Annotated in this window: 23 protein-coding genes; 14 read left to right on the forward strand and 9 right to left on the reverse strand. The window is 68.8% G+C overall.

What is annotated here, in order from left to right; genetic code table 11:
- Window positions 1-67: 67 nt before the first annotated feature.
- Complete coding sequence (locus ACLB90_RS08260) at window positions 68-316, reverse strand: hypothetical protein (protein ID WP_411852455.1); 249 nt, start codon at window positions 314-316, stop codon at window positions 68-70.
- Between the two features lie 164 nt (window positions 317-480).
- On the opposite strand from ACLB90_RS08260, the gene ACLB90_RS08265 reads away from it, so the two are divergent.
- From ACLB90_RS08265 to ACLB90_RS08275, 3 genes are all read left to right on the forward strand, one after another.
- Entirely contained in the window at window positions 481-975 is a 495-nt protein-coding gene (locus tag ACLB90_RS08265; protein WP_411852456.1) for a lipocalin family protein, read from the forward strand.
- Window positions 976-979: 4 nt separating this feature from the next.
- Window positions 980-2191, forward strand: coding sequence for an NAD(P)/FAD-dependent oxidoreductase (locus ACLB90_RS08270; protein ID WP_411852457.1), 1212 nt, complete (start codon window positions 980-982; stop codon window positions 2189-2191).
- Window positions 2192-2289: 98 nt separating this feature from the next.
- A complete protein-coding gene (locus ACLB90_RS08275; RefSeq protein ID WP_411852458.1) occupies window positions 2290-2796 on the forward strand; it encodes a hypothetical protein in 507 nt (168 codons plus the stop codon).
- Between the two features lie 66 nt (window positions 2797-2862).
- On the opposite strand, the gene ACLB90_RS08280 is transcribed toward ACLB90_RS08275, so the two are convergent.
- Window positions 2863-3297, reverse strand: a complete 435-nt coding sequence (locus tag ACLB90_RS08280; protein ID WP_411852459.1) for a PepSY domain-containing protein — start codon at window positions 3295-3297, stop codon at window positions 2863-2865.
- Between the two features lie 138 nt (window positions 3298-3435).
- Here ACLB90_RS08280 and ACLB90_RS08285 point away from each other — a divergent pair, with 138 nt between their 5' ends.
- From ACLB90_RS08285 to ACLB90_RS08295, 3 genes are read left to right on the forward strand one after another with little or no spacing between them, the layout of a single operon-like run.
- Window positions 3436-3735, forward strand: a complete 300-nt coding sequence (locus ACLB90_RS08285; RefSeq protein ID WP_411852460.1) for a PepSY domain-containing protein — start codon at window positions 3436-3438, stop codon at window positions 3733-3735.
- Entirely contained in the window at window positions 3735-4397 is a 663-nt protein-coding gene (locus tag ACLB90_RS08290; protein WP_411852461.1) for a response regulator transcription factor, read from the forward strand. Before ACLB90_RS08285 ends, ACLB90_RS08290 begins: the two co-directional genes overlap by 1 nt.
- On the forward strand, window positions 4394-5719 hold the full coding sequence (locus tag ACLB90_RS08295; protein ID WP_411852462.1) for a sensor histidine kinase: 1326 nt from the start codon (window positions 4394-4396) through the stop codon (window positions 5717-5719). The genes ACLB90_RS08290 and ACLB90_RS08295 overlap by 4 nt, the downstream gene beginning before the upstream one ends.
- A 25-nt stretch (window positions 5720-5744) precedes the next feature.
- Here ACLB90_RS08295 and ACLB90_RS08300 read toward each other — a convergent pair whose 3' ends face one another.
- Together ACLB90_RS08300 and speA are read right to left on the reverse strand one after the other, a co-directional pair.
- Complete coding sequence (locus tag ACLB90_RS08300; protein ID WP_411852463.1) at window positions 5745-6068, reverse strand: DUF6122 family protein; 324 nt, start codon at window positions 6066-6068, stop codon at window positions 5745-5747.
- A 43-nt stretch (window positions 6069-6111) separates the two neighbouring features.
- Window positions 6112-8001, reverse strand: a complete 1890-nt coding sequence (gene speA / locus ACLB90_RS08305) for an arginine decarboxylase (RefSeq protein WP_411852464.1) — start codon at window positions 7999-8001, stop codon at window positions 6112-6114.
- A 190-nt stretch (window positions 8002-8191) separates the two neighbouring features.
- Between speA and speE the strand changes: the two genes are divergently transcribed.
- Window positions 8192-9046, forward strand: coding sequence for a polyamine aminopropyltransferase (gene speE, locus ACLB90_RS08310; protein WP_411852465.1), 855 nt, complete (start codon window positions 8192-8194; stop codon window positions 9044-9046).
- Window positions 9047-9208: 162 nt separating this feature from the next.
- On the opposite strand, the gene ACLB90_RS08315 is transcribed toward speE, so the two are convergent.
- On the reverse strand, window positions 9209-10114 hold the full coding sequence (locus ACLB90_RS08315) for an aspartyl/asparaginyl beta-hydroxylase domain-containing protein (RefSeq protein WP_411852466.1): 906 nt from the start codon (window positions 10112-10114) through the stop codon (window positions 9209-9211).
- 214 nt (window positions 10115-10328) lie between these two features.
- Here ACLB90_RS08315 and ACLB90_RS08320 point away from each other — a divergent pair, with 214 nt between their 5' ends.
- On the forward strand, window positions 10329-11282 hold the full coding sequence (locus tag ACLB90_RS08320) for an alpha/beta hydrolase (protein WP_411852467.1): 954 nt from the start codon (window positions 10329-10331) through the stop codon (window positions 11280-11282).
- Between the two features lie 206 nt (window positions 11283-11488).
- Window positions 11489-12139, forward strand: coding sequence for an RIO1 family regulatory kinase/ATPase (locus ACLB90_RS08325; protein ID WP_411852468.1), 651 nt, complete (start codon window positions 11489-11491; stop codon window positions 12137-12139).
- A 34-nt stretch (window positions 12140-12173) separates the two neighbouring features.
- Here the strand turns inward: ACLB90_RS08325 and ACLB90_RS08330 are convergent, their stop codons facing one another.
- Window positions 12174-12512 carry a P-II family nitrogen regulator gene (locus tag ACLB90_RS08330; RefSeq protein ID WP_259208813.1) on the reverse strand — a complete coding sequence of 113 codons (339 nt, stop codon included), beginning with the start codon at window positions 12510-12512 and terminating at the stop codon, window positions 12174-12176.
- A 126-nt stretch (window positions 12513-12638) separates the two neighbouring features.
- Here ACLB90_RS08330 and ubiK point away from each other — a divergent pair, with 126 nt between their 5' ends.
- Both ubiK and ACLB90_RS08340 read left to right on the forward strand, forming a co-directional pair.
- A complete protein-coding gene (gene ubiK / locus ACLB90_RS08335) occupies window positions 12639-12899 on the forward strand; it encodes a ubiquinone biosynthesis accessory factor UbiK (protein WP_411852469.1) in 261 nt (86 codons plus the stop codon).
- 102 nt (window positions 12900-13001) lie between these two features.
- A complete protein-coding gene (locus ACLB90_RS08340) occupies window positions 13002-14507 on the forward strand; it encodes a YifB family Mg chelatase-like AAA ATPase (protein WP_411852470.1) in 1506 nt (501 codons plus the stop codon).
- A 280-nt stretch (window positions 14508-14787) separates the two neighbouring features.
- On the opposite strand, the gene ACLB90_RS08345 is transcribed toward ACLB90_RS08340, so the two are convergent.
- Both ACLB90_RS08345 and ACLB90_RS08350 read right to left on the reverse strand, forming a co-directional pair.
- Window positions 14788-15009 (reverse strand): CD225/dispanin family protein, encoded by a 222-nt coding sequence (locus ACLB90_RS08345; RefSeq protein ID WP_411852471.1) that lies wholly within the window; start codon window positions 15007-15009, stop codon window positions 14788-14790.
- A gap of 145 nt (window positions 15010-15154) precedes the next feature.
- Window positions 15155-16342 (reverse strand): hypothetical protein, encoded by a 1188-nt coding sequence (locus tag ACLB90_RS08350; protein ID WP_411852472.1) that lies wholly within the window; start codon window positions 16340-16342, stop codon window positions 15155-15157.
- 209 nt (window positions 16343-16551) lie between these two features.
- Between ACLB90_RS08350 and ACLB90_RS08355 the strand changes: the two genes are divergently transcribed.
- A complete protein-coding gene (locus ACLB90_RS08355) occupies window positions 16552-17223 on the forward strand; it encodes a VOC family protein (protein ID WP_411852473.1) in 672 nt (223 codons plus the stop codon).
- 65 nt (window positions 17224-17288) lie between these two features.
- On the opposite strand, the gene ACLB90_RS08360 is transcribed toward ACLB90_RS08355, so the two are convergent.
- On the reverse strand, window positions 17289-17420 hold the full coding sequence (locus ACLB90_RS08360; protein WP_411852474.1) for a hypothetical protein: 132 nt from the start codon (window positions 17418-17420) through the stop codon (window positions 17289-17291).
- A gap of 450 nt (window positions 17421-17870) precedes the next feature.
- Here ACLB90_RS08360 and ACLB90_RS08365 point away from each other — a divergent pair, with 450 nt between their 5' ends.
- Both ACLB90_RS08365 and ACLB90_RS08370 read left to right on the forward strand, forming a co-directional pair.
- Complete coding sequence (locus ACLB90_RS08365; protein ID WP_411852475.1) at window positions 17871-18470, forward strand: restriction endonuclease subunit S; 600 nt, start codon at window positions 17871-17873, stop codon at window positions 18468-18470.
- Window positions 18467-20002, forward strand: a complete 1536-nt coding sequence (locus ACLB90_RS08370; protein ID WP_411852476.1) for a class I SAM-dependent DNA methyltransferase — start codon at window positions 18467-18469, stop codon at window positions 20000-20002. Before ACLB90_RS08365 ends, ACLB90_RS08370 begins: the two co-directional genes overlap by 4 nt.
- Window positions 20003-20051: the final 49 nt, after the last annotated feature.

Genomic DNA, 20051 nt, shown 5'->3' on the forward strand with positions numbered 1-20051 from the left:
CTTCGCGCGGACCACCGCGCCTGCGCGAACTATAAACCCGGCCCCGTTCAGACCGGGTGTGCGCGGCTCAGTACTTCAGCCGGAGCTCTTCCACCTGCGGCTGCAGACGGGCATACCAGTCCTGGAATTCCTCTTCGGTGATCTCTTCGGGCGCGTATACCGCGATCGGGTCCCAGGCATGGTCGGTGGGCAGCGGCTGGCGCGGCCCGGCGCGCAGGGAATAGCTGATGCCCTGGTGGTCGATCACGTCGTCCACCGTTTCCCAACGGTCGCGTACGAAGCCGGTTTCGCTCGTCAGCAGAATCACCTGATACATCCGCATGTCCCTCGCTGTGGTCGACCGACAGCATAGCGCCGCGTCCATGACCGCAGCACCCCATCGCAACAACGCAGTGTCTCGACGTCCTCCTCGCCCGGGCTTCACCCGCCCGTGGCGGCGGCGTGGGCATCGTGAGGGGCCTCTTCCCTGCCCTGGCCGCGATGAACACCACTGACGACCTCAAGACCGTGCCCAACCTGAAACTGCCCCGCTATCTGGGCACCTGGTACGAAATCGTGCGGCTGCCGATGCGGCACGAGCCAGAGGGGTGTACCGATGTTTCCGCGCACTACACGCTGCAGGACAACGGCAACGTACAGGTGGTCAACCGCTGCCGCATGGACGGCGAGGTCGAAGAAGCGATGGGCGAGGCGTCCGTCACCGGCAACGACAGCGCGCGGCTGGCCGTCAGCTTCCTGCCCAAGGGCCTGCGCTGGTTGCCGTTCACCAAGGGGGACTACTGGGTGATCCAGATCGCGCCGGACTACAGCGTCTCGCTGGTCGGCAGCCCGGACCGCAAGTTCCTCTGGCTGCTCGCGCGCACCCCCACGCTGGACCGCACCGTGCAGGACCATTACCTGGCCTACGCGCGGCAGCAGGGCTTCGACCTCACCGACCTGATCCAGACGCCGCACACCGGCCACCCCACGGCCTGAGCGCATGGACCTGAAAAGCGGGTATCCGTTCTGGGCCGTCCGCAACGGCCTGATGCATGCCTTCCCCCCGCTGCGTGAGGACCTGCGCTGCGACGTACTGGTGGTCGGCGGCGGCATCAGCGGCGCGCTGATTGCCGATGAACTGTGTGCGCACGGCCACGACGTGGCGGTGATCGAACAGCGCGATATCGGGTGGGGCAGCACGGCGGCCAGCACGGCGCTGCTGCAGTACGAGATCGACACCCACCTGATCGACCTCGCCCGCCGCTACGGCGAGCGCGCGGGCGTGCAGGCCTACCAGGCCTGCGCCGACGCCATTCCCGCGCTGCGCGCGGTGGCCGCCGCCTTCCGCGACGTGGACAGCCACGCGATGCACAGCCTGTACTACGCCAGCAAGCGGCGCCATCGGGCGGTACTGCAGGAGGAATATGCGCTGCGCCTGCGGCACGGCTTCGACGTGCGCTGGCTGGATGCGGCCGCCGTGGCGGACGGGTTCGGCATCCAGGCCCCGGGCGCGATCCTGAGCCGGCTTGCCGCGCGCGTCGACCCCTATCGGCTCACCTACCGGCTGCTCGCCCGCCTGCAGCAGCGGGGATGTGCGGTGCATGACCGCACCGTGCTCGACACGCTGGTGCCCACCTCGCGCGGCGTCGACGCGCGCACTGTGGATGGCGTGCGCATCCGCTGCGGGCACGTGGTGCTCGCCACCGGCTATGCCGGCCAGCGTTGGCTGGACGCGTCGGTGGCGCGCAACCGCAGCAGCTACGCCTTCATCACCGACCCGATCGATCCGGCCCTGCTGGGCCCGCTGCGCGACACGATGGTCTGGGAATCCGCCCGCCCGTACCTGTACATGCGCACCACCGGTGACCACCGTCTGCTGGTGGGTGGCGAGGACGATGCGGTGGACATCCCGGCCCGCCGCGACCGCCGTGTGGTCGCCAAGGCCGGCACCCTGCTCAAGCAGGTGGCCCGGCTGTTCCCGCACCTGCCGCTGCAGCCGGCGTTCTCCTGGGCCGGCACGTTCGCCGAGACCGCAGACGGGCTGCCCTACTTCGGTCCCCACCCGCAGTGGGGGCCGCGGGTCCAGTTCGCGATGGCCTACGGCGGCAATGGCATTACCTACTCGATGATCGGTGCCGGGCTGCTGCGCGCCCGGATCGAGCGACGGCGGCATCCCCTGGCGGCCCTGTTCGGTTTCGAGCGGCTCGGCTGAGTTCCCCTTGCAACTGGCGGCATGACAGGCATCATTCAAACAATGGCTGCTAGCGTCAGCGCTGTCGGCCGTCCCGCCTGTCTGCCCCGGAGCTTCCCATGATCCGCCTGCTTCCCCTGCTGCTGTGCCTGTCCATGCCCGGCGTGGCGTTGGCCCAGTCCGCTGCAGGCGCCACCGGCCCGCAGTCGGCCACCGGCCTGGACCTGACCATCCCCGACCAGCCGTTGCAGTACCTGGGCGATCCGTCGCTGCGCGGCGATCCGCCGGGCACCTTCTATGGCGACAAGAGCGGCCGCGGGGTCAGCGAGCGTGCCGGCAACGGCATCGCCCACGTCACCGACGACAAGCTGCGGGTCAACGGCAGCTTCACCACCGGCATCGGCTACGCCAAGAACTACGGCAACACCCACTTCAACGCCGCCGAACTCAACCTCAGCAAGAACTACACCGACGATGAAGGCAGGACCCGCGGGGTCAACGTCAACATCCAGGTCAGCGAAGGCAAGGGGCCGGGCTTCTTCGGCCCGTACGGCGGTGGCCCGTATGGCGGGTATGGCTACGGGCGTGGCCCGGGCTACTGGGACCCGCCGCCGATCGGCTGGTAAGCCGGCCGGCCGCATCCACATCCACGGCCGGGGCAACCCGGCCGTTGTCGTTTCCGCCGCGCGCGGTCAGTCCCACCAGCCATCGCGACGGCTCGACAGCACGCGGCCGTCGTAGCCGCTCATGCGCACGTCCACGCGCTGGTTGCGTGCATTGCGGGCTTCCAGCGTCCAGGTCGCGCCCTCGCGCTCGAACGATTCGATCTTCTGGAAACCGGCCTTGCCGGCCAGCGCGAGGATCTGCCCGGCATCCAGCACGGTGCGACCGCTGCGGGCATCGAAGATCTCGCCATTGGACGGGTCGACGATCACTTCATCGATGGTGCCGTCGGCACGGGTGACGTCGGCTTCCCACACGCCGTCCTCGCGGTCCAGCTCATGTACCTGGGTGTAGCCGGCCGCACGCAGCTTGGCCTGCACCTCGGCAGCGGACAGGTCGGCAGCGAAGGCCGGGGCGGAGAACAGGGCCGCGGTCAGCACGGCGGTCAGCATCGGAAGGTTCATGGGGGTGCTCCAGGGGTAGCCGGGTGATTCCGGCACCGCCAGTCTGGCAAGCGCACCTAACCGCACCATGAGGCCGGTTGTTAGACAACGTTTAGACACGCACCGTATACCGTACGCATCCCTCCACGATGATTGGCCATGTCTGCCGTGTCACTGCTGCTGCCGCTGTTGCTTGGTATCGCCCCGCAGGACCCGGCGCGGGTGCTCGACGGCGGCGCACGCCAGCAGGACGCGGTGCGCCAGGCGGTGCGCCAGGGCCGCTATGTACCGCTGGAGCAGGTCGTGGCCGACGCGCTGCGCCGCTATCCGGGCAAGCTGGTGGAAGTGGAGCTGGACGATGACCGCTACGAGATCGAGATCCTCGGCGCCAACGGCGTGGTGATGGAGCTCGACTATGATGCGCGCAGCGGTCGCCTGCTGAAGATGGAAGAAGACTGATGCGGATCCTGCTCGCCGAGGACGACGCCCTGCTTGCCAGCCGCCTGCAGAGCCTGCTGGAGGACGCCGGCTACGTGGTGCTGCACAGCGCAGACGGTCGGGACGTGGAAGCGCTGGGCCAGATCGAGGACATCGCCGCGGCGGTGGTCGATCTGGGCCTGCCCGGCCTTGATGGCCTGAGCGTGATCGAGCGCTGGCGCCAGGCCGGCCAGGGGTTTCCGGTGCTGGTTCTGACCGCACGGGCGCGCTGGCACGACAAGCTGGCCGGCTTCGATGCCGGGGCCGACGACTACCTGACCAAACCCTTCCAGCCCGAGGAGCTGCTGCTGCGCCTGCGCGCGCTGATCCGGCGCAGCGCCGGCCACGCCAGCCCGCGCCTGCAGTGCGGGCCGCTGCTGCTGGACGTCAATGCCGGCCGCTTCGAGCTGGATGGCGAGCTGCTGCACCTCAGTCCGCAGGAGCAGCGCATCCTCAGCTACTTCATGCATCACCCGGACATCGTGATCAGCCGGTCGCGGCTGGGAGAACACGTCTACGAGGCCGGCTTCGATCCGGACTCGAACACGCTGGACGTGCTGATCGGGCGGATCCGTCGCAAGCTCGGCACCGAACTGATCCATACCCACCGCGGGCAGGGTTTCCGGCTGTCGGCCGCACCATGACCACCGGGTCGCTGCGCACGCGGCTGCTGCTCGCCGGAGGACTGGGGCTGATCCTGGTCTCGGCGGTAGCCACCTGGTGGCTGGGCGCGATGTTCGAGCGCTCGGCCCGCGCGGCAATGGACCAGCGCCTGGGCAACGAACTGATCGCGGTGCTGGCACTGGCCGAGAGCGACGCGCAGGGCGGCCTGCAGCTGCGCCGGGCACTGTCGGATGAGCGCTACCAGCGCGTGTTCTCCGGCACCTACTGGCAGGTGCAGGACGCCAAGGGCCTGCCGCTGGGGCAGTCGCGTTCGCTATGGGACGAAACCCTGCTGACGCCGGCCACGCTGCGGACCGGGCCGGCGCAGGCGTACGACACCACCGGTCCGTTGCAGCAGCCATTGCGCGCCCTCGCGCAGCAGGTGACGCTGCCGCGCATGGCAATGCCGCTGCAGGTGGTGGTGGCCACCGACCGCAGCGATCTCGACGCCCAGGTCAGCGCGTTCCGCCAGCGCACCGCGTTGGCGTTGGCGGTGCTGATCGCGCTGTGGTTCGCCGTGCTGGTCACCCAGGTGCACTACGGCCTGCGCCCGCTGGCCGAGCTCGGCCGCATCGCCGGGCAGGTGCGCAACGGCGAGCAGGTGCGCTTTCCACAACAGGGCCTGGTCAAGGAGGTTGCCCCGCTGGCAGCGCAGCTCAACGATCTGCTCGACCACCATGCGCGCATGGTGCTGCGCGCGCGCCGCAGCGCCGAGGACCTTGCCCACGCGCTGAAGACCCCGTTGACCGTGCTTGCCACTGAAGCCGAGGGCGATGGCAGCGACTGGCGGCAGACCCTGCGCAGCGAAACCGCGCGCATGCAGGCCAGCATCGAGCGCTACCTGGCCGCCGGCATCGGCGCGGACAGCCAGCAGCGCACACCGGTGGCGCCGGTGGTGGCCAGCCTGTGCGGGCTGATGCAGCGCGTGCATGTCGGCCGCGAGGTGTCCTTCCACTACGATCCGGATGCCCACGGCACCTTCGCCGGTGCGCGCGAGGACCTGGAAGAGATGCTTGGCAACCTGCTCGACAACGCCGGCAAATGGACCGCGCATCGGGTCGAGGTGACGGTGGCCCATGTCGGCCCCTGCGTGCGCATCGACGTGATCGACGATGGCAGCGGCCTGCCCGAGGACGACCTGGAACGTGCGCTCGGCCGGGGCGTTCGCCTGGACGAGCGTGCGCCCGGCAGCGGGCTGGGCCTGGCGATCGTGGCCGATATCGCCGAGAGCTACGGCGGTACGCTGGTGCTGCGCAATGGACACCCCGGCCTGCGCGCAACGTTGACGCTGCCCGCAGGGTGATCCACGGGGTACGGGGGAATCCCCCTCATCTGCCCGCGTGCATCCACCAGCAGTCGATGGCATCCAGCACGATATGCACGATCAACCCGATGCCGAACAGCCGGGTCTTCTTCGGCACGCACAGCCCGGAATACACGGCGATGGCCGGCGCGGTGTGCAGCGGATGGAAGCCGATGCTGCAGCGGTTGGGCGCGTAGATCGGGTCGGCCAGCAGGTGGTCCAGGTCGATGATCCAGCCCAGCAGCAGCAACAGCCATGCCGACGCGAACCGCTTGCGCCAGAACAGCCACGCCAGCAGCGCCGGCACCGCGGCATGCAGCAGCAGGTGAATGATGGCGCGGCTGCTCATCGCGCCGCCGCGCCACGCATCAAGGTGCGGTCGACCGCGCCGATCAGACCAGCGGCTCGTCGGACAGGTAGGTGTAGCCGGTCAGGCCCGCCTCCAGCGCCGCCGACAGCTCCTGGGCACGTTCCGGCGACAGCTTGGCCGCCGCCACGCGCTCGGCATAGCTCGCGCGCAGATCGGCCAGGCTGTAGCCCACGTAATCCAGCATCACATCGGTGGTGTCGCCGCGGCGCTGCTGGGTGATCGCATAGCCGTCGGCATCGGCCAGCACTTCCACCGCGTCGGTGTCGCCGAACAGGTTGTGGATGTCGCCCAGGATTTCCTGGTACGCGCCGACCATGAAGAAGCCGATGCGATAGCTCTCGCCGGCGTTCATCGCGTGCAGCGGCAACGAGCTGTCCAGGCTCTCGTTCTCGACATAGGTCTTGACCATGCCGTCCGAATCGCAGGTCATGTCGGCGATGATGCCGCGACGCGACGGCTGCTCGTTCAGGCGCTCGATCGGCACGATCGGGAACACCTGGTCGATCGCCCAGGCATCGGGGATGGACTCGAACACGCTGAAGTTGACGAAGTACTTGTCGACCAGGCGCTCGTTCAGCTCGTCCAGCGCGGGACGATGGCTCTTCTCGTCATAGCTCAGCCGCGCACGCACGGCATGGGCGATGGCATAGAACAGGTCGTCGATGCGCGCGCGCTGCGGCAGGTCGATCTGGCCCAGCGCATAGCTGGACAGGCCTTCGGCATGGAAATGCTGGGCTTCCTGGAACAGCTCCACGGCCGGGCGCTGGTCGAGTTCCTCGTGAATCTCGCGCAGGTGGCGGATCGCCGCCGGCTCATCGTCGTGCTGGTCCGGCACGCGGCCTTCCTGCGCCTCCTCAACCTCGGACACGTTGGCGATCAGCACCGCGTGGTGCGCCGTCATCGCGCGGCCGCACTCGGTGACGATGCGCGGCGGGGTCAGGCCGTGTTCTTCGCAGGCATTGGCCAGCGGCTGCACGATGTTGCTGGCATAGGAATCCAGGCCATAGTTGATCGAGCAGAAGCTGCGCGAGCGGGTGCCTTCGTAATCCACGCCCAGGCCACCGCCCACATCGACGTGGGTGATCTTCGCGCCCAGGCGCGACAGCTCGACGAAGTAACGGGTGGCTTCGCGCATGCCGTTGGCGATGTCGCGCACGTTGGAGATCTGCGAGCCCATATGGAAATGCAGCAGGCTCAGGCAGTCGGCGTATTCGGTGTCGCGCAGCGACTTCCACAGGTCCAGCAGCTGGCGCGGGGACAGGCCGAACTTGGCCTTGTCGCCACCGCTGTTCTGCCACTTGCCGGCGCCCAGCGAGGCCAGCCGCATGCGCACGCCCAGGCCCGGCTTGACGTCCAGCGCCTTGGATTCCTCCAGCACCAGCTTCAGCTCGGACGGCTTCTCGATCACGATGAAGGTCTGCAGGCCCAGCTTGCGCCCGATCAGGGCCAGGCGGATGTACTCGCGGTCCTTGTAGCCGTTGCACACGATCAGCCCGCCCGGGCGCGACAGCGCCAGCACGGCCATCAGTTCCGGCTTGCTGCCCGCTTCCAGGCCGAAGCCCTCGCCGTGGTGGCTGGCCAGGGTGCCGGCCACGCCACGGTGCTGGTTGACCTTGATCGGGTACACGGCCGTATAGCCGCCCGGGTATTCCCAGTCGGCCTGGGCCTGCGCGAAGGCGGCCTGCAGCTTGCCCAGGCGCTGGCCCAGGATGTCCGGGAAGCGCACCAGCAGCGGCAGCTTGGCGCCGGCCTCGCGGGCGGCGTCCACAATCTTCGGCAAGGACACCACCGGGCCGTCCTGGCCAGTCGGTCTCACCACCATGTGTCCTGCCTGATCCACGTCGAAGTAGCCATCCGCCCAATGCGGAATCGAGTAGGTCTTGCGGGCTTGGTCGAGGGACCAATCGGTCATTTCAGTGGGCCTGGTTGGTAAAAAAGGGGGTGCATGATAACGCCTATATGGCGACAGCTCCGTTATCATGCGCGCCCGCGCCCGTGCCCAGGTCAGAACCTGAACAGGCCGACCCGTCCGGATGTGGCTAGTGCCACGCGGCCCCCGCCGCCCGCCCGGCTCCAACACCCCCGAACAGGACCGTTTCTCCATGACTGACAACAACAACTGGTACATCGAGCACTTCGAGCGCACCGGCTCGGCCATCGGCTACCGCCTGACCGGCAAGCTGGACGAAGTGCAGTCGCCGTTCCAGAAGATCGAGATCTTCGCGACCACCGACTGGGGCAACCTGATGACCATCGATGGCGCCATCATGCTGACCAGCAAGGACAACTTCTTCTATCACGAGATGATCAGCCACCCGGTGCTGTTCACCCACGCCGCGCCCAAGCGCGTGGTGATCATCGGCGGCGGCGACTGCGGCACCCTGCGCGAGGTGCTCAAGCACCCGGGCGTGGAGAGCGTGACCCAGTGCGACATCGACGAGCAGGTCACCGTGATGGCCCGCAAGCACTTCCCGGAACTGTGCGAGTCCAACGATGACCCGCGCGCCGAGCTGATGTTCGATGACGGCGTGGCCTACATGGCCAACTGCCCGGCCGGCAGCGTGGACGTGGTGATCGTTGATTCCACCGATCCGGTCGGCCCGGGCGAAGGCCTGTTCAACAAGGCCTTCTACGAGAGCTGCTTCAAGGCGCTCAAGGACGACGGCATCCTGGTGCAGCAGTCCGAGTCGCCGCTGATGCAGCTGGACCTGATCAACGAAATGCGCACCGAGATGGGCAAGGCCGGCTTCGGTTCGTTCAAGACCCTGCCGTTCCCGCAGCCGTGCTACCCCACCGGCTGGTGGAGCGTGACCCTGGCGCGCAAGGGCCAGAGCAGCTTCGACTTCCGCCAGGCCGACTCGGCGTCCAAGTCGTTCGACACCCTGTACTACACCGCCGCGCTGCACACCGGCGTGCTGGTCACCCCGCCCTTCGTGGCGTCTGCCCTGAAGGGCTGATGCGTTAGACGCCGATGCCGATGGTTGCCGCGCTGCGCGCGGCCAGCCGACCAACGGTCGGCTCTACCGGGGGGCCTGTGGTCCAACAAAAAACCCGCGCTGGCAACAGCGCGGGTTTTTCGTATTCCGGTAGTGCCGGCCGCTGGCCGGCACCCCAAGGCCTCAGATCGCCCAGATCCCGGCAATCACCGCCACCACCAGGCCCCACTTGATCACCTGGTAGGCCACTACGCTGCGCTCGCGCAGCGCCTTGGCCTTCAGGCGCACCTTGTAAACGCCGCCAAAGGCCTTGTTGACGCCACCGGTGGGATCGCCCGGCAGGTTCGGCGAGGCGCCACCGGCCAGCAGCGTGGACGCCACCGCACGGTTGAACAGGCCCGGCAGGCCGAAGCGCAGCGGGCGGGCGATGTCGCAGAACAGGATCACCCGGTCGTCCGGGGTCTCGTTGTGCGCGTGGTGGATGTAGGTTTCATCGAACATCATCCACTCGCCGTCGCGCCAGCTCTTCCTGATGCCGTCCACTTCGATGTAGCAGGCGTCATCGTTCGGCGTGGCCAGGCCGAGGTGCAGGCGCAGCGAGCCGGCGAAGGGATCGCGGTGCGGGCGCAGCTCGCTGCCCGACGGCAGCTGGGCGAACATCGCCGCGCGCACGTCCGGCAACGACTCCAGCAGCGCGGTGGTCTTCGGGCACAGCGTCCTCGCAGACGGGTGCGACGGGCCATACCACTTCAGGTAGAAGCGCTTCCAGCCACGGCGGAAGAACGAATTGAAGCCGGCATCGTTGAACGTGCTCGACGCGGCGATCTTGTCCGCATCGCGCAGGGCCAGCGCTTCGTCGCGGATCATCTGCCAGTTCTCGCGCAGCGGTTCGAGCTGCGGGAACGCCTTGCCCGGGTCCAGGAACGGCGTGGTCGGCACCTTGGAGAACATGTACATGATCACGTTGATCGGGGCCATGAAGCTGGAGTGGTCCAGCAGCTGGCGCGACCAGCGCGCACGCACCTTGCCGCGGTAATGGATGTACAGCACGCAGGCGACGAACAGCACTGCCAGCACGATTTTGATCATCAGTCTTCCTCCGGCAGGGCCGGACCTGGAACGGGGGGACGATGCACGGGAGAAACCGGCACCGGCAGGGCGGCAGGGGGCGGGGACGTGCCGGGGAGGGGCGGCCGCCAATGTCGCGATAACAGCGTATGGTCCGCAGCACCCGCGTCGGGGTCAAGCGGGCAGCGGCTCAGGTTCAGCGTGCCGGCGGCAAACGGAGGCCTAGACTAGGCCGATGTCCCACGCTGCCGCCGCCGATCCGTATCCGTCCCTGAGCCAGGCCTACGAGCGCTTTTTCGACCCGGTGCCGGGCGCGCAGGCACCCTGCGCCGTCCGCGTCGAGGGTCCGGCCGGGCCGCTGTGGCTGGATCGGCATGGACCCGCCGATGCCGGGCTGACCGTCGTCCTGATTCATGGTGCGGGCGGCTATGGGCGGATGTTCGCGCCGCTGGCCCAGCGCCTGGCCGTGGCCGGCCACGAAGTGCTGGCCCCCGACCTGCCCGGCTATGGCCTCAGCCGTGGACACTGGACGCAGGTGGACTACGCCGCATGGAAGCGCACGCTGCTGGCGCTGATCGAGGCCGAACATGCGCAACGCCCGCGCCCCGTGGTGCTGCTGGGCGCCAGCATCGGCGGCTACCTGGCCTACCTGGTGGCGGCCGAGTCGCCCCATGTGCGCGGCCTGGTCGCCACCACCCTGGCCGACCCCCGCGACCGTGAGGTGCAGGCCGCACTGGTGCGGCGCCCGTGGATGCGGGCGCTGCTGCCGGCGCTGCGCCCGTTGAGCCGGGTCACCCGCGGCCTGCGGATACCGGTGCGCTGGTTCACCCACATGGACCGCATGTCCCGCGATCCCGCGCTGGCCGCCCTGGTCTGCAGCGACCCGCTCGGGGGCGGCAACCGCGTGCCGCTGGGCCTGCTGGCCTCCCTGTTCGACACCGCCCCGGCGCGCGAGCCCGAGCAGTTCGATCGCTGCCCGGTGCTGATGGTGCATCCGGACCGCGACGCCTGGACGCCCGTGCGGATCAGCGACCGCTTCTACGCGCGTCTGGCCGCGCCCCGCCAGCGGGTGCTGCTGGAGCAGTGCGGGCATTTCCCCATCGAGCAGCCGGGCCTGGACCAGCTGCGCGACGCACTGCTGCCGTTCCTGGGACGCATCGCCCAATCAACGGAAATCGCAACCGTCTGATTCATAACGACATTAGTCGAATTGAGACACCTTTGTCCGATTCTGCGTGACGAACTGTTCCACGCCCGCCTACGACATTTCTCCGACAAATACTGGTTTGGTGTACTCGCGAGTACTAAAATTAACGAAATCTTTAGTTCCCGCCTTAGACAGCAGCACCGGTACGCCTGACGCATTGCGCCGACCGCCGGGTCGCCCAGACCCCCATGAACAATTTCGCTTCCCCGTGTGTCGATGACACCGCCCCCGCCGAGCTGCTCAAGCGCGGCGAACGCCTTCTCGAACCCGACGTCTACCGCACCTGCCTCAACGGGCAGCCGGCGGTGGTCAAGGACTACACCCGTTATCGCGGCACACCGCTATCGCTGCTGGCGCGCCTGCTGGTGCGCCGCGAAGCGCGCATCCTGCAACGCCTGAGCGGCTGGAAACATGCCCCGGCCCTGCTCGGCACCATCGGCGGCCTGGCCCTGGGCATGGAGTTCATTCCCGGCCAGACGCTCAGCGCCGCCCAGTCGGTGGGCGTCGAGGTGTTCGAACAGCTCCAGTACGCCCTCAGCCGCCTGCATGCGGCCGGCATCACCCACAACGACCTGCACGGCACCAATGTGATGGTCAGCGGCGGCGTGCCGGTCCTGGTCGACTTCACCTCGGCCTGGCGCAGCCCGCGCTGGCTGCCGGTGCACCCGGTCTCGCGCCAGCTGCGCCGCAGCGACATGAAGAACCTGCTGAAGATGCGCCAGCGCCTGACCGGGCTGAAGCCCACGCCCTCGCAGGCCGCGCTGGTGGCCGACCCACGCTGGGTGGCCAGCCTGCGCGTGGGCTGGAAGCGTTTCTATCGCTGGTTCAAGGCAGCCTGAGGGCCGGGTGCCGGGCAATGCGGCACCCTCTGCCTTACAGCGCGTCGGCGTCGAGTTCGCCGGTGCGGATGCGCACCACGCTGCCGAGGTCGTACACGAACACCTTGCCGTCGCCGATCTTGCCGGTGCCTGCCGCCTTGACGATGGCCTCGACCACCTCCTCGACCTGACCGTCGGTGACCGCCACTTCGATCTTCACCTTCGGCAGGAAATCGACCACGTACTCGGCACCGCGGTACAGCTCGGTATGGCCCTTCTGCCGCCCGAAGCCCTTGACCTCGGTCACCGTGATCCCGGTGACGCCGCGCTCGGCCAGCGCTTCGCGCACGTCGTCGAGCTTGAACGGCTTGACCACCGCCATGACCATCTTCATCTGCTGGGCTCCTGTATTTCCGGCGAGCGAGAATAACGCCTGTCCGCCGGTGAACGCGATGCACCCGTATCGGTGCCGGCGCCGCCGTGGCGGATTATCCTTAGCGTATACCCCGCGGAGCACAGCATGATCGACCTCAACCACCTGGATGACCTGGCCCGCCGCCTGAGCGACATGGTCCCGCCGGGCCTGCGCCAGTCGCGCGAGGAACTGCAGGCCACGTTCAAGACCGCTCTGCAGGCCGGGCTGGGCAAGCTGGACCTGGTTACCCGCGAGGAATTTGACGTCCAGCGCGCCGTGCTGTTGAAAACGCGCGAGAAGCTGGAAGCGCTGGAAAAGGTCGTGGCCGAGCTGGAGGCACGCGACCCGGCACCGCCAGCCGCCTGAGCCGGCGCGCTTGCCTACCCGCGGGTGCGGCAAGCGCTGATGGACCATGCCGGCGTGCCCCGCCATCGTGGGCGGCATGGCCGATGACTGGAACGCACGCAGATGAGCCTGGCCCTGGTGCACAGCCGCGCCCGGGCCGGCGTCAACGCGCCTGCCGTGCGCATCGAAGTGATGCTTACCGGTGGGCTGCCGCATACCCAGATCGTCGGGCTGCCGGCCGCCGCCGTACGTGAATCGCGCGACCGCGTGCGCGCCGCGCTGCTCTGCGCCCAGTTCGAGTTCCCGCAGCGGCGCATCACCATCAACCTTGCACCCGCCGACCTGCCCAAGGAAGGGGGGCGTTTCGATCTCGCCATCGCACTGGGCATCCTCGCCGCGAGCGGGCAGATCGATCCACGCACGCTGGACGGCCATGAGTTCCTCGGCGAACTCGCCCTGACCGGCGAACTGCGCGGCGTGGACGGCGTGCTACCCGCCGCGCTCGCCGCCGCCGCCGAACAGCGCGCCCTGGTGATTGCACCGGACAACGCCGCCGAAGCCGCCCTCGCCGCGCATGCCGATGTGCGCGTCGCGCGCACCCTGCTGGAGGTCTGCGCGGGCCTCGATGGCCGGTCGCTACCTGCCGCCACCGCCGAACCCGCGCCTGCACCGGCCAGCGCCGACCTGCGTGACGTTCGCGGGCAGCACCAGGCGCGCCGCGCGCTCGAGGTCGCCGCCGCCGGCGCCCACCACCTGCTGCTGCTCGGCACGCCCGGCTGCGGCAAAACCCTGCTGGCCTCGCGGCTCCCCGGCATCCTGCCACCGCCCAGCGACGCCGACGCGCTGGAAACCGCTGCCGTGGCATCGTGCAGCGCCCACGGCATCGACCCGTCGCGCTGGCGCGAGCGTCCGTTCCGCGCGCCACACCACACCGCCAGCGCGGTGTCGCTGGTGGGCGGCGGATCACACCCGCGCCCGGGTGAAATCTCGCTCGCACACAACGGCATCCTGTTCCTCGACGAACTGCCCGAGTGGAGCCGCCATGCGCTGGAAGTGCTGCGCGAGCCGCTGGAGTCCGGGCACGTGGTGGTCACCCGGGCCGCACGCAGCGAGTGTTTTCCGGCACGCTTCCAGCTCATCGCCGCGATGAACCCCTGCCCCTGCGGCTGGGCCGGCGACCGCAGTGGGCGCTGTCGCTGCAGCGCCGACGCCATCGCCCGCTATCGCGGCCGCGTATCCGGCCCGCTGCTGGACCGCATCGACCTGCACGTGGACGTGCCACGGCTGGAACCCCGCGCGATGCGCGACGACGCGCCCGCCGGCGAAGACAGCGCCAGCGTGCGCGCACGCGTGATCGCCGCGCGCAACGTGCAGCTCGCGCGCGGCGGCATGCCCAACGCACAACTGCCGCCGGCGCTGCTCGCCCTGCACTGCCGGCTGGGCAATGCCGACCAGGACCTGCTCGAAGACGCAGTGGAGCGCCTGCAGCTCTCCGCCCGCTCGATGCACCGCATCCTGCGCGTGGCACGCACCATTGCCGATCTGGAGGGCAGCGCTGCCATCGCCAGCGCGCACCTGGCCGAGGCTATCGGCTACCGGCAGCTGGATCGGCAGGGGACGGGCACGTGACAACCTGCCCGGCGCTGGGGCCACAGTGCTCGGCCAATGCCAGGCGTTTGCCCACCCAATAGCCGGCGGCGACCAGGCACCACGCCAGGGTTACCACGCCCACCACCACGTACTGTTGCCTGCTCTTCATCCGATGAACTCGCCGGTTTCCTGCGAGCGAGGATAGCCCCTTCGCCTTTTCAACGGGAGGCACCGGCGGCGCGAATCCAGGTGGTACTCACCGATGGCCTGCCGCATGCCGGCCGCTGGAGCGGCAGGACGCGCGTGTGATGCCGCGCGCTCAGGCGAATGCGCGCATCAGCAATCCATATGCAATGAACACCACCAGTAGTGCCGGCATCGTCAGCAACGAGGCGACCGACCAGCGCAACGCCTTGCGCGACGATGCGTTGGCCTGCTCGACGTTGCCGGCCAGAAACTGCGACGACACGCGGCAGGCATGGACGGTTGCCACGATACCCAGCGGGAAGAAGCCCACGATGATGCCGAGGACGGCCCACATCATGTGATCCTTCGGCGCGGCAGTCGGGGCGGTTGGGGTGGGCTGGTGCATGGGCGTGCCCATCGCGGTGGAGGGCCGGGGATCATCCCGGTCCGCCGCCCGCAACACCATGCAACATGTTGAGTACTGCCACGCGCACCGCCCGCTACGCCACGAACCGCGTCAGCCGCTGCAGATCCTTCTGATGCACGGTCAACGCATCCAGGAACAGGTTCGCCACCGCACGGGTATCGCGCCCGCGCGCGAAGGCCTCGCGCTGCAGCGTGTGCGCCACGGCACGCACGTCGGGCGAGAGCCGGGCGGTGTCCTGCGCGGCGATGCGCGCACCGGCCAGCAGCCAGCCGGCCACGTGTGTCGCCCATGCCGCGTTCAACCCGGCAACGATGCCCGGGTGGCGCGCCTCGTTGCCCAGCCCGAGGTTGAACACGGCCACGCCATCGTCGCCCTCGGGCAGCGGCACCCACGAATCCGAGCGTCCCAGGTGCATCGAACTGGGGGCCAGGCCGTTGGCGTGCAGGAACGTGCTGCAGCCGAAGCACGACGCCAGCTTGTGCGTGTTCCTGCCCAGCCCCAGTTCGAACGGACGCCCGTCGGGGAAGTTGCACCGCACCTGGGCCACCGCCCAGACCATGCCGTGGCAGTAGCCGCAGACGTGTCCGTCGCCGTCCCACGTCGCGATGCGCGCCGCGGTTTCGATGGAACCGGCCTGCTTGGGCAGTTGCCGGGCCTGTTCCAGCGTCCATGCCGGATCGTCGTAGTGGATCAAGCCATGCCCGGGCACGCGGCGGTTCCAGCGACCGCCTTCGTCCGCATACGGAATCAACCGGCGCACCGAGCTGATCACCAAGGGGTTGATGTTGTCGGGATGATCGACGATGCCGTAGTACGCCCCGAACTCGGCGTCGAGGTTCTGTTCCATCAGCGGATCGTTGTCCAGCAGTTCGGTGATGCGCTGTTCCACCTCCGGTGTCCACTGGATCTGGCGACGCGCCTGCCGGGCCGCATCGTCGCCGTGCGGGCGCGAGACGGCGGCGATGGCGATCTGGCGGCGTGCCGGTTCGTAGCGGGGACTCTGGCCGACCCGCACCGTATCGGTCTGGATGCCGGTCAGCACCACCAACCGCTCCAGCACGCCCTGCAGCGCGTGGATGCCCTGCTCCACCTGTGCGGGCGGATCGGCCGGGTCCACGTCCCAGCACAGCACCACGCCCTGTTGCAGCGCGTCGTGCAGGAAGCCGAGAAACACGCAGCCGAAAATCACGTCCGATTCCAGCCGCGCCTGCGCTGCGTCCTCCGCCGCCAGGCCCAGCGGCCTGCCATTGATGATGCCCATCCTGCTCCCTCCTCCGTGGACAAGGCAGGTCGCGCGGCATCCTCAAGGGGTGGGGATACCGCGCGCCTGCACCGCACTGCGCAACGCAGGCACGGCAGGCACAGCGTGGCAGCACAGCGCAGGCGTCACGGTGCCGCCTGTTGCAACGTCTTGACCGCCGGTAGCGGCCTGCGCTGGACAGGCGCGCAACGCGGTCGCACCCTGTCTGCATGCGCATCCAACATCTCCTGCTGCCGGTATCCGATCCCGGCACCGTCGCCCGCTACTTCAGCACCGTGCTGGAGCTGGACACCACTGCGGACAAGGTCCGCATCGGCTGGAGCACGCTCCAGCTCGAACCCGCCGGGGATCGGCCGGTCGGCGGTGTGCACCTGGCCTTCACCGTCCCGCACAACCGCTTCGTTGAGGCCACCGCATGGCTGGATGCGCGCGCGCAGCGGCAGCGCGACGCCGAGGGCCGCGAGCACTTCGACTTTGGCGGCAGCTGGGATGCCGAGTCGATCTACTTCACCGGGCCTGACGGGCTGATTCTGGAGCTGATCGCACGGCGGCGCCTGCCCGCATCGGATCGAACCGGGGCCTTCCACGGGAGCGAGATGACCTGCATCAGCGAGGTCGGCCTGCCGGCCGTTGCAGTGGACGCCATGCAGGCGCAGGTAGGGACCACGTTCGGCCTGGCACCGCTGTCCGCGCCCACCCCCCACTTCGCGCCAATGGGCGATGACGAAGGCCTGTTGATCGTGGTGGATGCCGCGCGCCGCTGGTTCCCGGAACAGCGCGCGCTGCCCAACGCGCAGGGTATCCAGGTGCGCCTGGCCGGCGTGGTACCGGGTGCCCTGCTGCGCGATGCCGCGCTCGACTGGCAGGTGCGCAGCGACTGAGTGCGGCCTGACACACGAAGCCCCGCATCATGCGGGGCTTCGCGGGCGGGCATGGCCGGCCGGCATCACTCTTCTTCGTCCTGCCCGCCCTGCTGCTGGTTCTGGTTGCGCTGCTGCTGTGCCTGCTGTTGCTGCTGCTGTTGATCGCGCCCGCGTTCGTGGTCCTGCTGCGGGTTCTGATTGCGCTGCTGTGCCATGTCCGGTCTCCGGGTGCCGCAGGCGGAATGCCGCGGTCGGGGACATGCTGTGCAGGAGCAGGTTAACGGTGCGTGGCCGTTTTCATACAACGGCGTCAATTCTGCTGCCGGCACGCCACGGAACATCCAGATCCCTTGCGCTACAAGGCGTGTGCGTGACTCATGACGCCTCGCCATGACGTCATGCACGGCGCCACGCGCGTGCTGAACAGGGGACCTCTACGCCCCCCGCGCCTGCCTGGATGGCCACCCGTTGCGCAGCCGCATCATTTCAATTGATGGCGCATTTGGTGAAGCACAGTTCCAGAGATGAAGCTGTTGAGAATCGTGCCCGGTTCCTGCGAGCTTCATCGCATTTCCCACGCTCGAATCACGACAACTCTGCACCACTCGAACAGGTGCAGTTTGGCGTGTTGACGCTATCGAACGGACCACGCGATGGTGTACGGCATGCACATCGTCACCGCTCCCCGCCTGCTCGGCACTCTCGCAACCGTCCGCCAGGGGCACCCCTTCCGCGGCGCCATCCGTGCCGTCGCGGACGGCGACGTGCAGGTGATCCAACTGAAGGATCTGGCCGTGGACGCACTGCGGCCCGATGTTCCGCTCCTGCGTACCGTACTGCGTGCACGCAAGGCCCCCGACTGGGTGCGCGACCAGGACATCCTGATCGCCGGCCGTGGCAACCATCCGCTGGCCATGCTGCTGCGCGACCCGCCCCCTGCCACGCTGTGCAGCCCCCATCTGTATGTACTCCGGGTGGAACACCCGCAGCAGCTTCTGCCGGCGTTCCTGGCCTGGCAGCTCAACCAGCCGCCGGCACAGCAATACCTGCGCCGGCAGTCCGCCGGATCGCGGCAGCAGAGCATCCGCCGCAGCGTGCTGGACCAGCTGCCGGTGCAGGTGCCGCCCGTGGACCAGCAACAGCGGATCCTGGCGCTGGCACGGCGTGTGCGCGTTGAGCAGGACTGCCTGGAAGCACTGGTCCGCAACCGTCAGCAACAGCTTGCCGCCGTCGCCGAGCGGATACTCGCCGGGCCCGCCGCGTGAGCGCGACCCACCCGGCACGTGGCGCGGCCCCCCATGCCACGCTGGCCGCATTGACCTCGGCCTGCGACACGCTCGCCGGTTGTCCCGACAGGCAGGCGTCGGTTCACCTGGTGCTGGTCCTGCTGCTGCTCAAGATCGCCAGCGACAGCCAGGCCGTGACTGGCCATCCAGCCACCCGCGCGCTTTCGCCGGGTGACTGGGCGCTACTGTCACCCGGCGCCCAGCAGCTTGAAGTGCCCATCGATGCGCGCTTCGAGCGGCTGCACCAGCAACGGTTCGTGGCCGGCAACCGGCACCGCCTGCTTACGGCCCTGCAGCGCTTGGCAGCCGCCAACCCCGCCGCGCTCGACGGCGTACTCGCCCCACTGCGGCTGGATGCGGCGCTGCCCCCCGGCCAGGACCGCCAGGACGCGGCGCTGGCGCACCTGCTGGGCCGCATGGCGGTGCCGGCGCTGGACGGCCGATACCTGCCCGGCGGCCACCGCCGGGATATCGGCACGGCGGCGGATCGCCTTCTGGACCGCGCAGCCGCCTCGGCCGGGGACGCCTCTGACAGGCACGTACCCGACCCGCTGGCCCAGCTGATGGCCGCGTTGCTTGACCCCGGCGAGGACGACGCGATCTACGATCCTGGCAGCCGCAGCGGTGTGCTGCTGCTGGCCTGCGCACAGTGGGCACGCACGCACCACGGTGCCCGACGGCATGTGCTGTACGGTCAGGAGCGCGATCAGGTGCACTGGGCCCGCGCCCGCGTGCGGCTGCTGCTGCACGGGGAAGACAACCACGGTCTGGGTTGCGGCGACCCGCTGGAGCAACCGTTGGCGGGCGATGGTGGCCTGCAACGCGTCCAGGTCTGCCTGTCGCGGCCGGCCTTCTCCCTGCCGTGGAATCCAGCCGCCGCGGCGGCCGACGCGCACGGGCGATTCGGCTTCGGCCTGCCGCCGCGGCAGCGCGGTCACCTGGCGTGGATCCAGCACATGCTGCAGTCGCTGGACCCGCAGCAGGGGCGCATGGCGATCGTCGTCCCGCATGGCGTGCTATTCCGCAGTGGAGAAGAAGCGGGCATCCGTCGGCGCCTGCTCGATGCACACCTGCTGGAAACAGTGATCGGCCTGCCCGACCGCCTGTTCGCCAGCCAGCCGGTGGCCACGGCGCTGCTGGTACTGCGCCGAAACCGCGACGACACCGATGTGCTGTTCATCGATGCGCGCGCCGCCCCGTGCCGCGGCCGTCGTGGCCAGAAGCTGCCGGCCGACCTCGTGGCGCGCGTCATCGCCACGTGCCAGCAGCGGGTATCCCTGCCGGGATTCTCCTACCGTGCAACACCCGGCGAACTGGCGCGCCACGAGGGATCGCTGAGCATCGCCCGCTACCTCACCCAGGTTCCTGACACCGCACCAACCGACGCCGTTGCGCTGCGCGATGAGCGCAGGGCACTGTCCCGCACCCTGGCGCAGATCGGCCGGCATATCGATGCAGACCTGCGGGAACTGGCACACGACGGGCAACCGGCGACGCCCGCAAGGGCGTAGACGTGTCGCATCGCCGGGGTCGAGGGGGACAATGGAACGCAGATGGATT

This window comes from Stenotrophomonas sp. LGBM10, assembly GCF_046736075.1.
In the GTDB taxonomy this organism is placed as follows: Bacteria; Pseudomonadota; Gammaproteobacteria; order Xanthomonadales; family Xanthomonadaceae; genus Stenotrophomonas.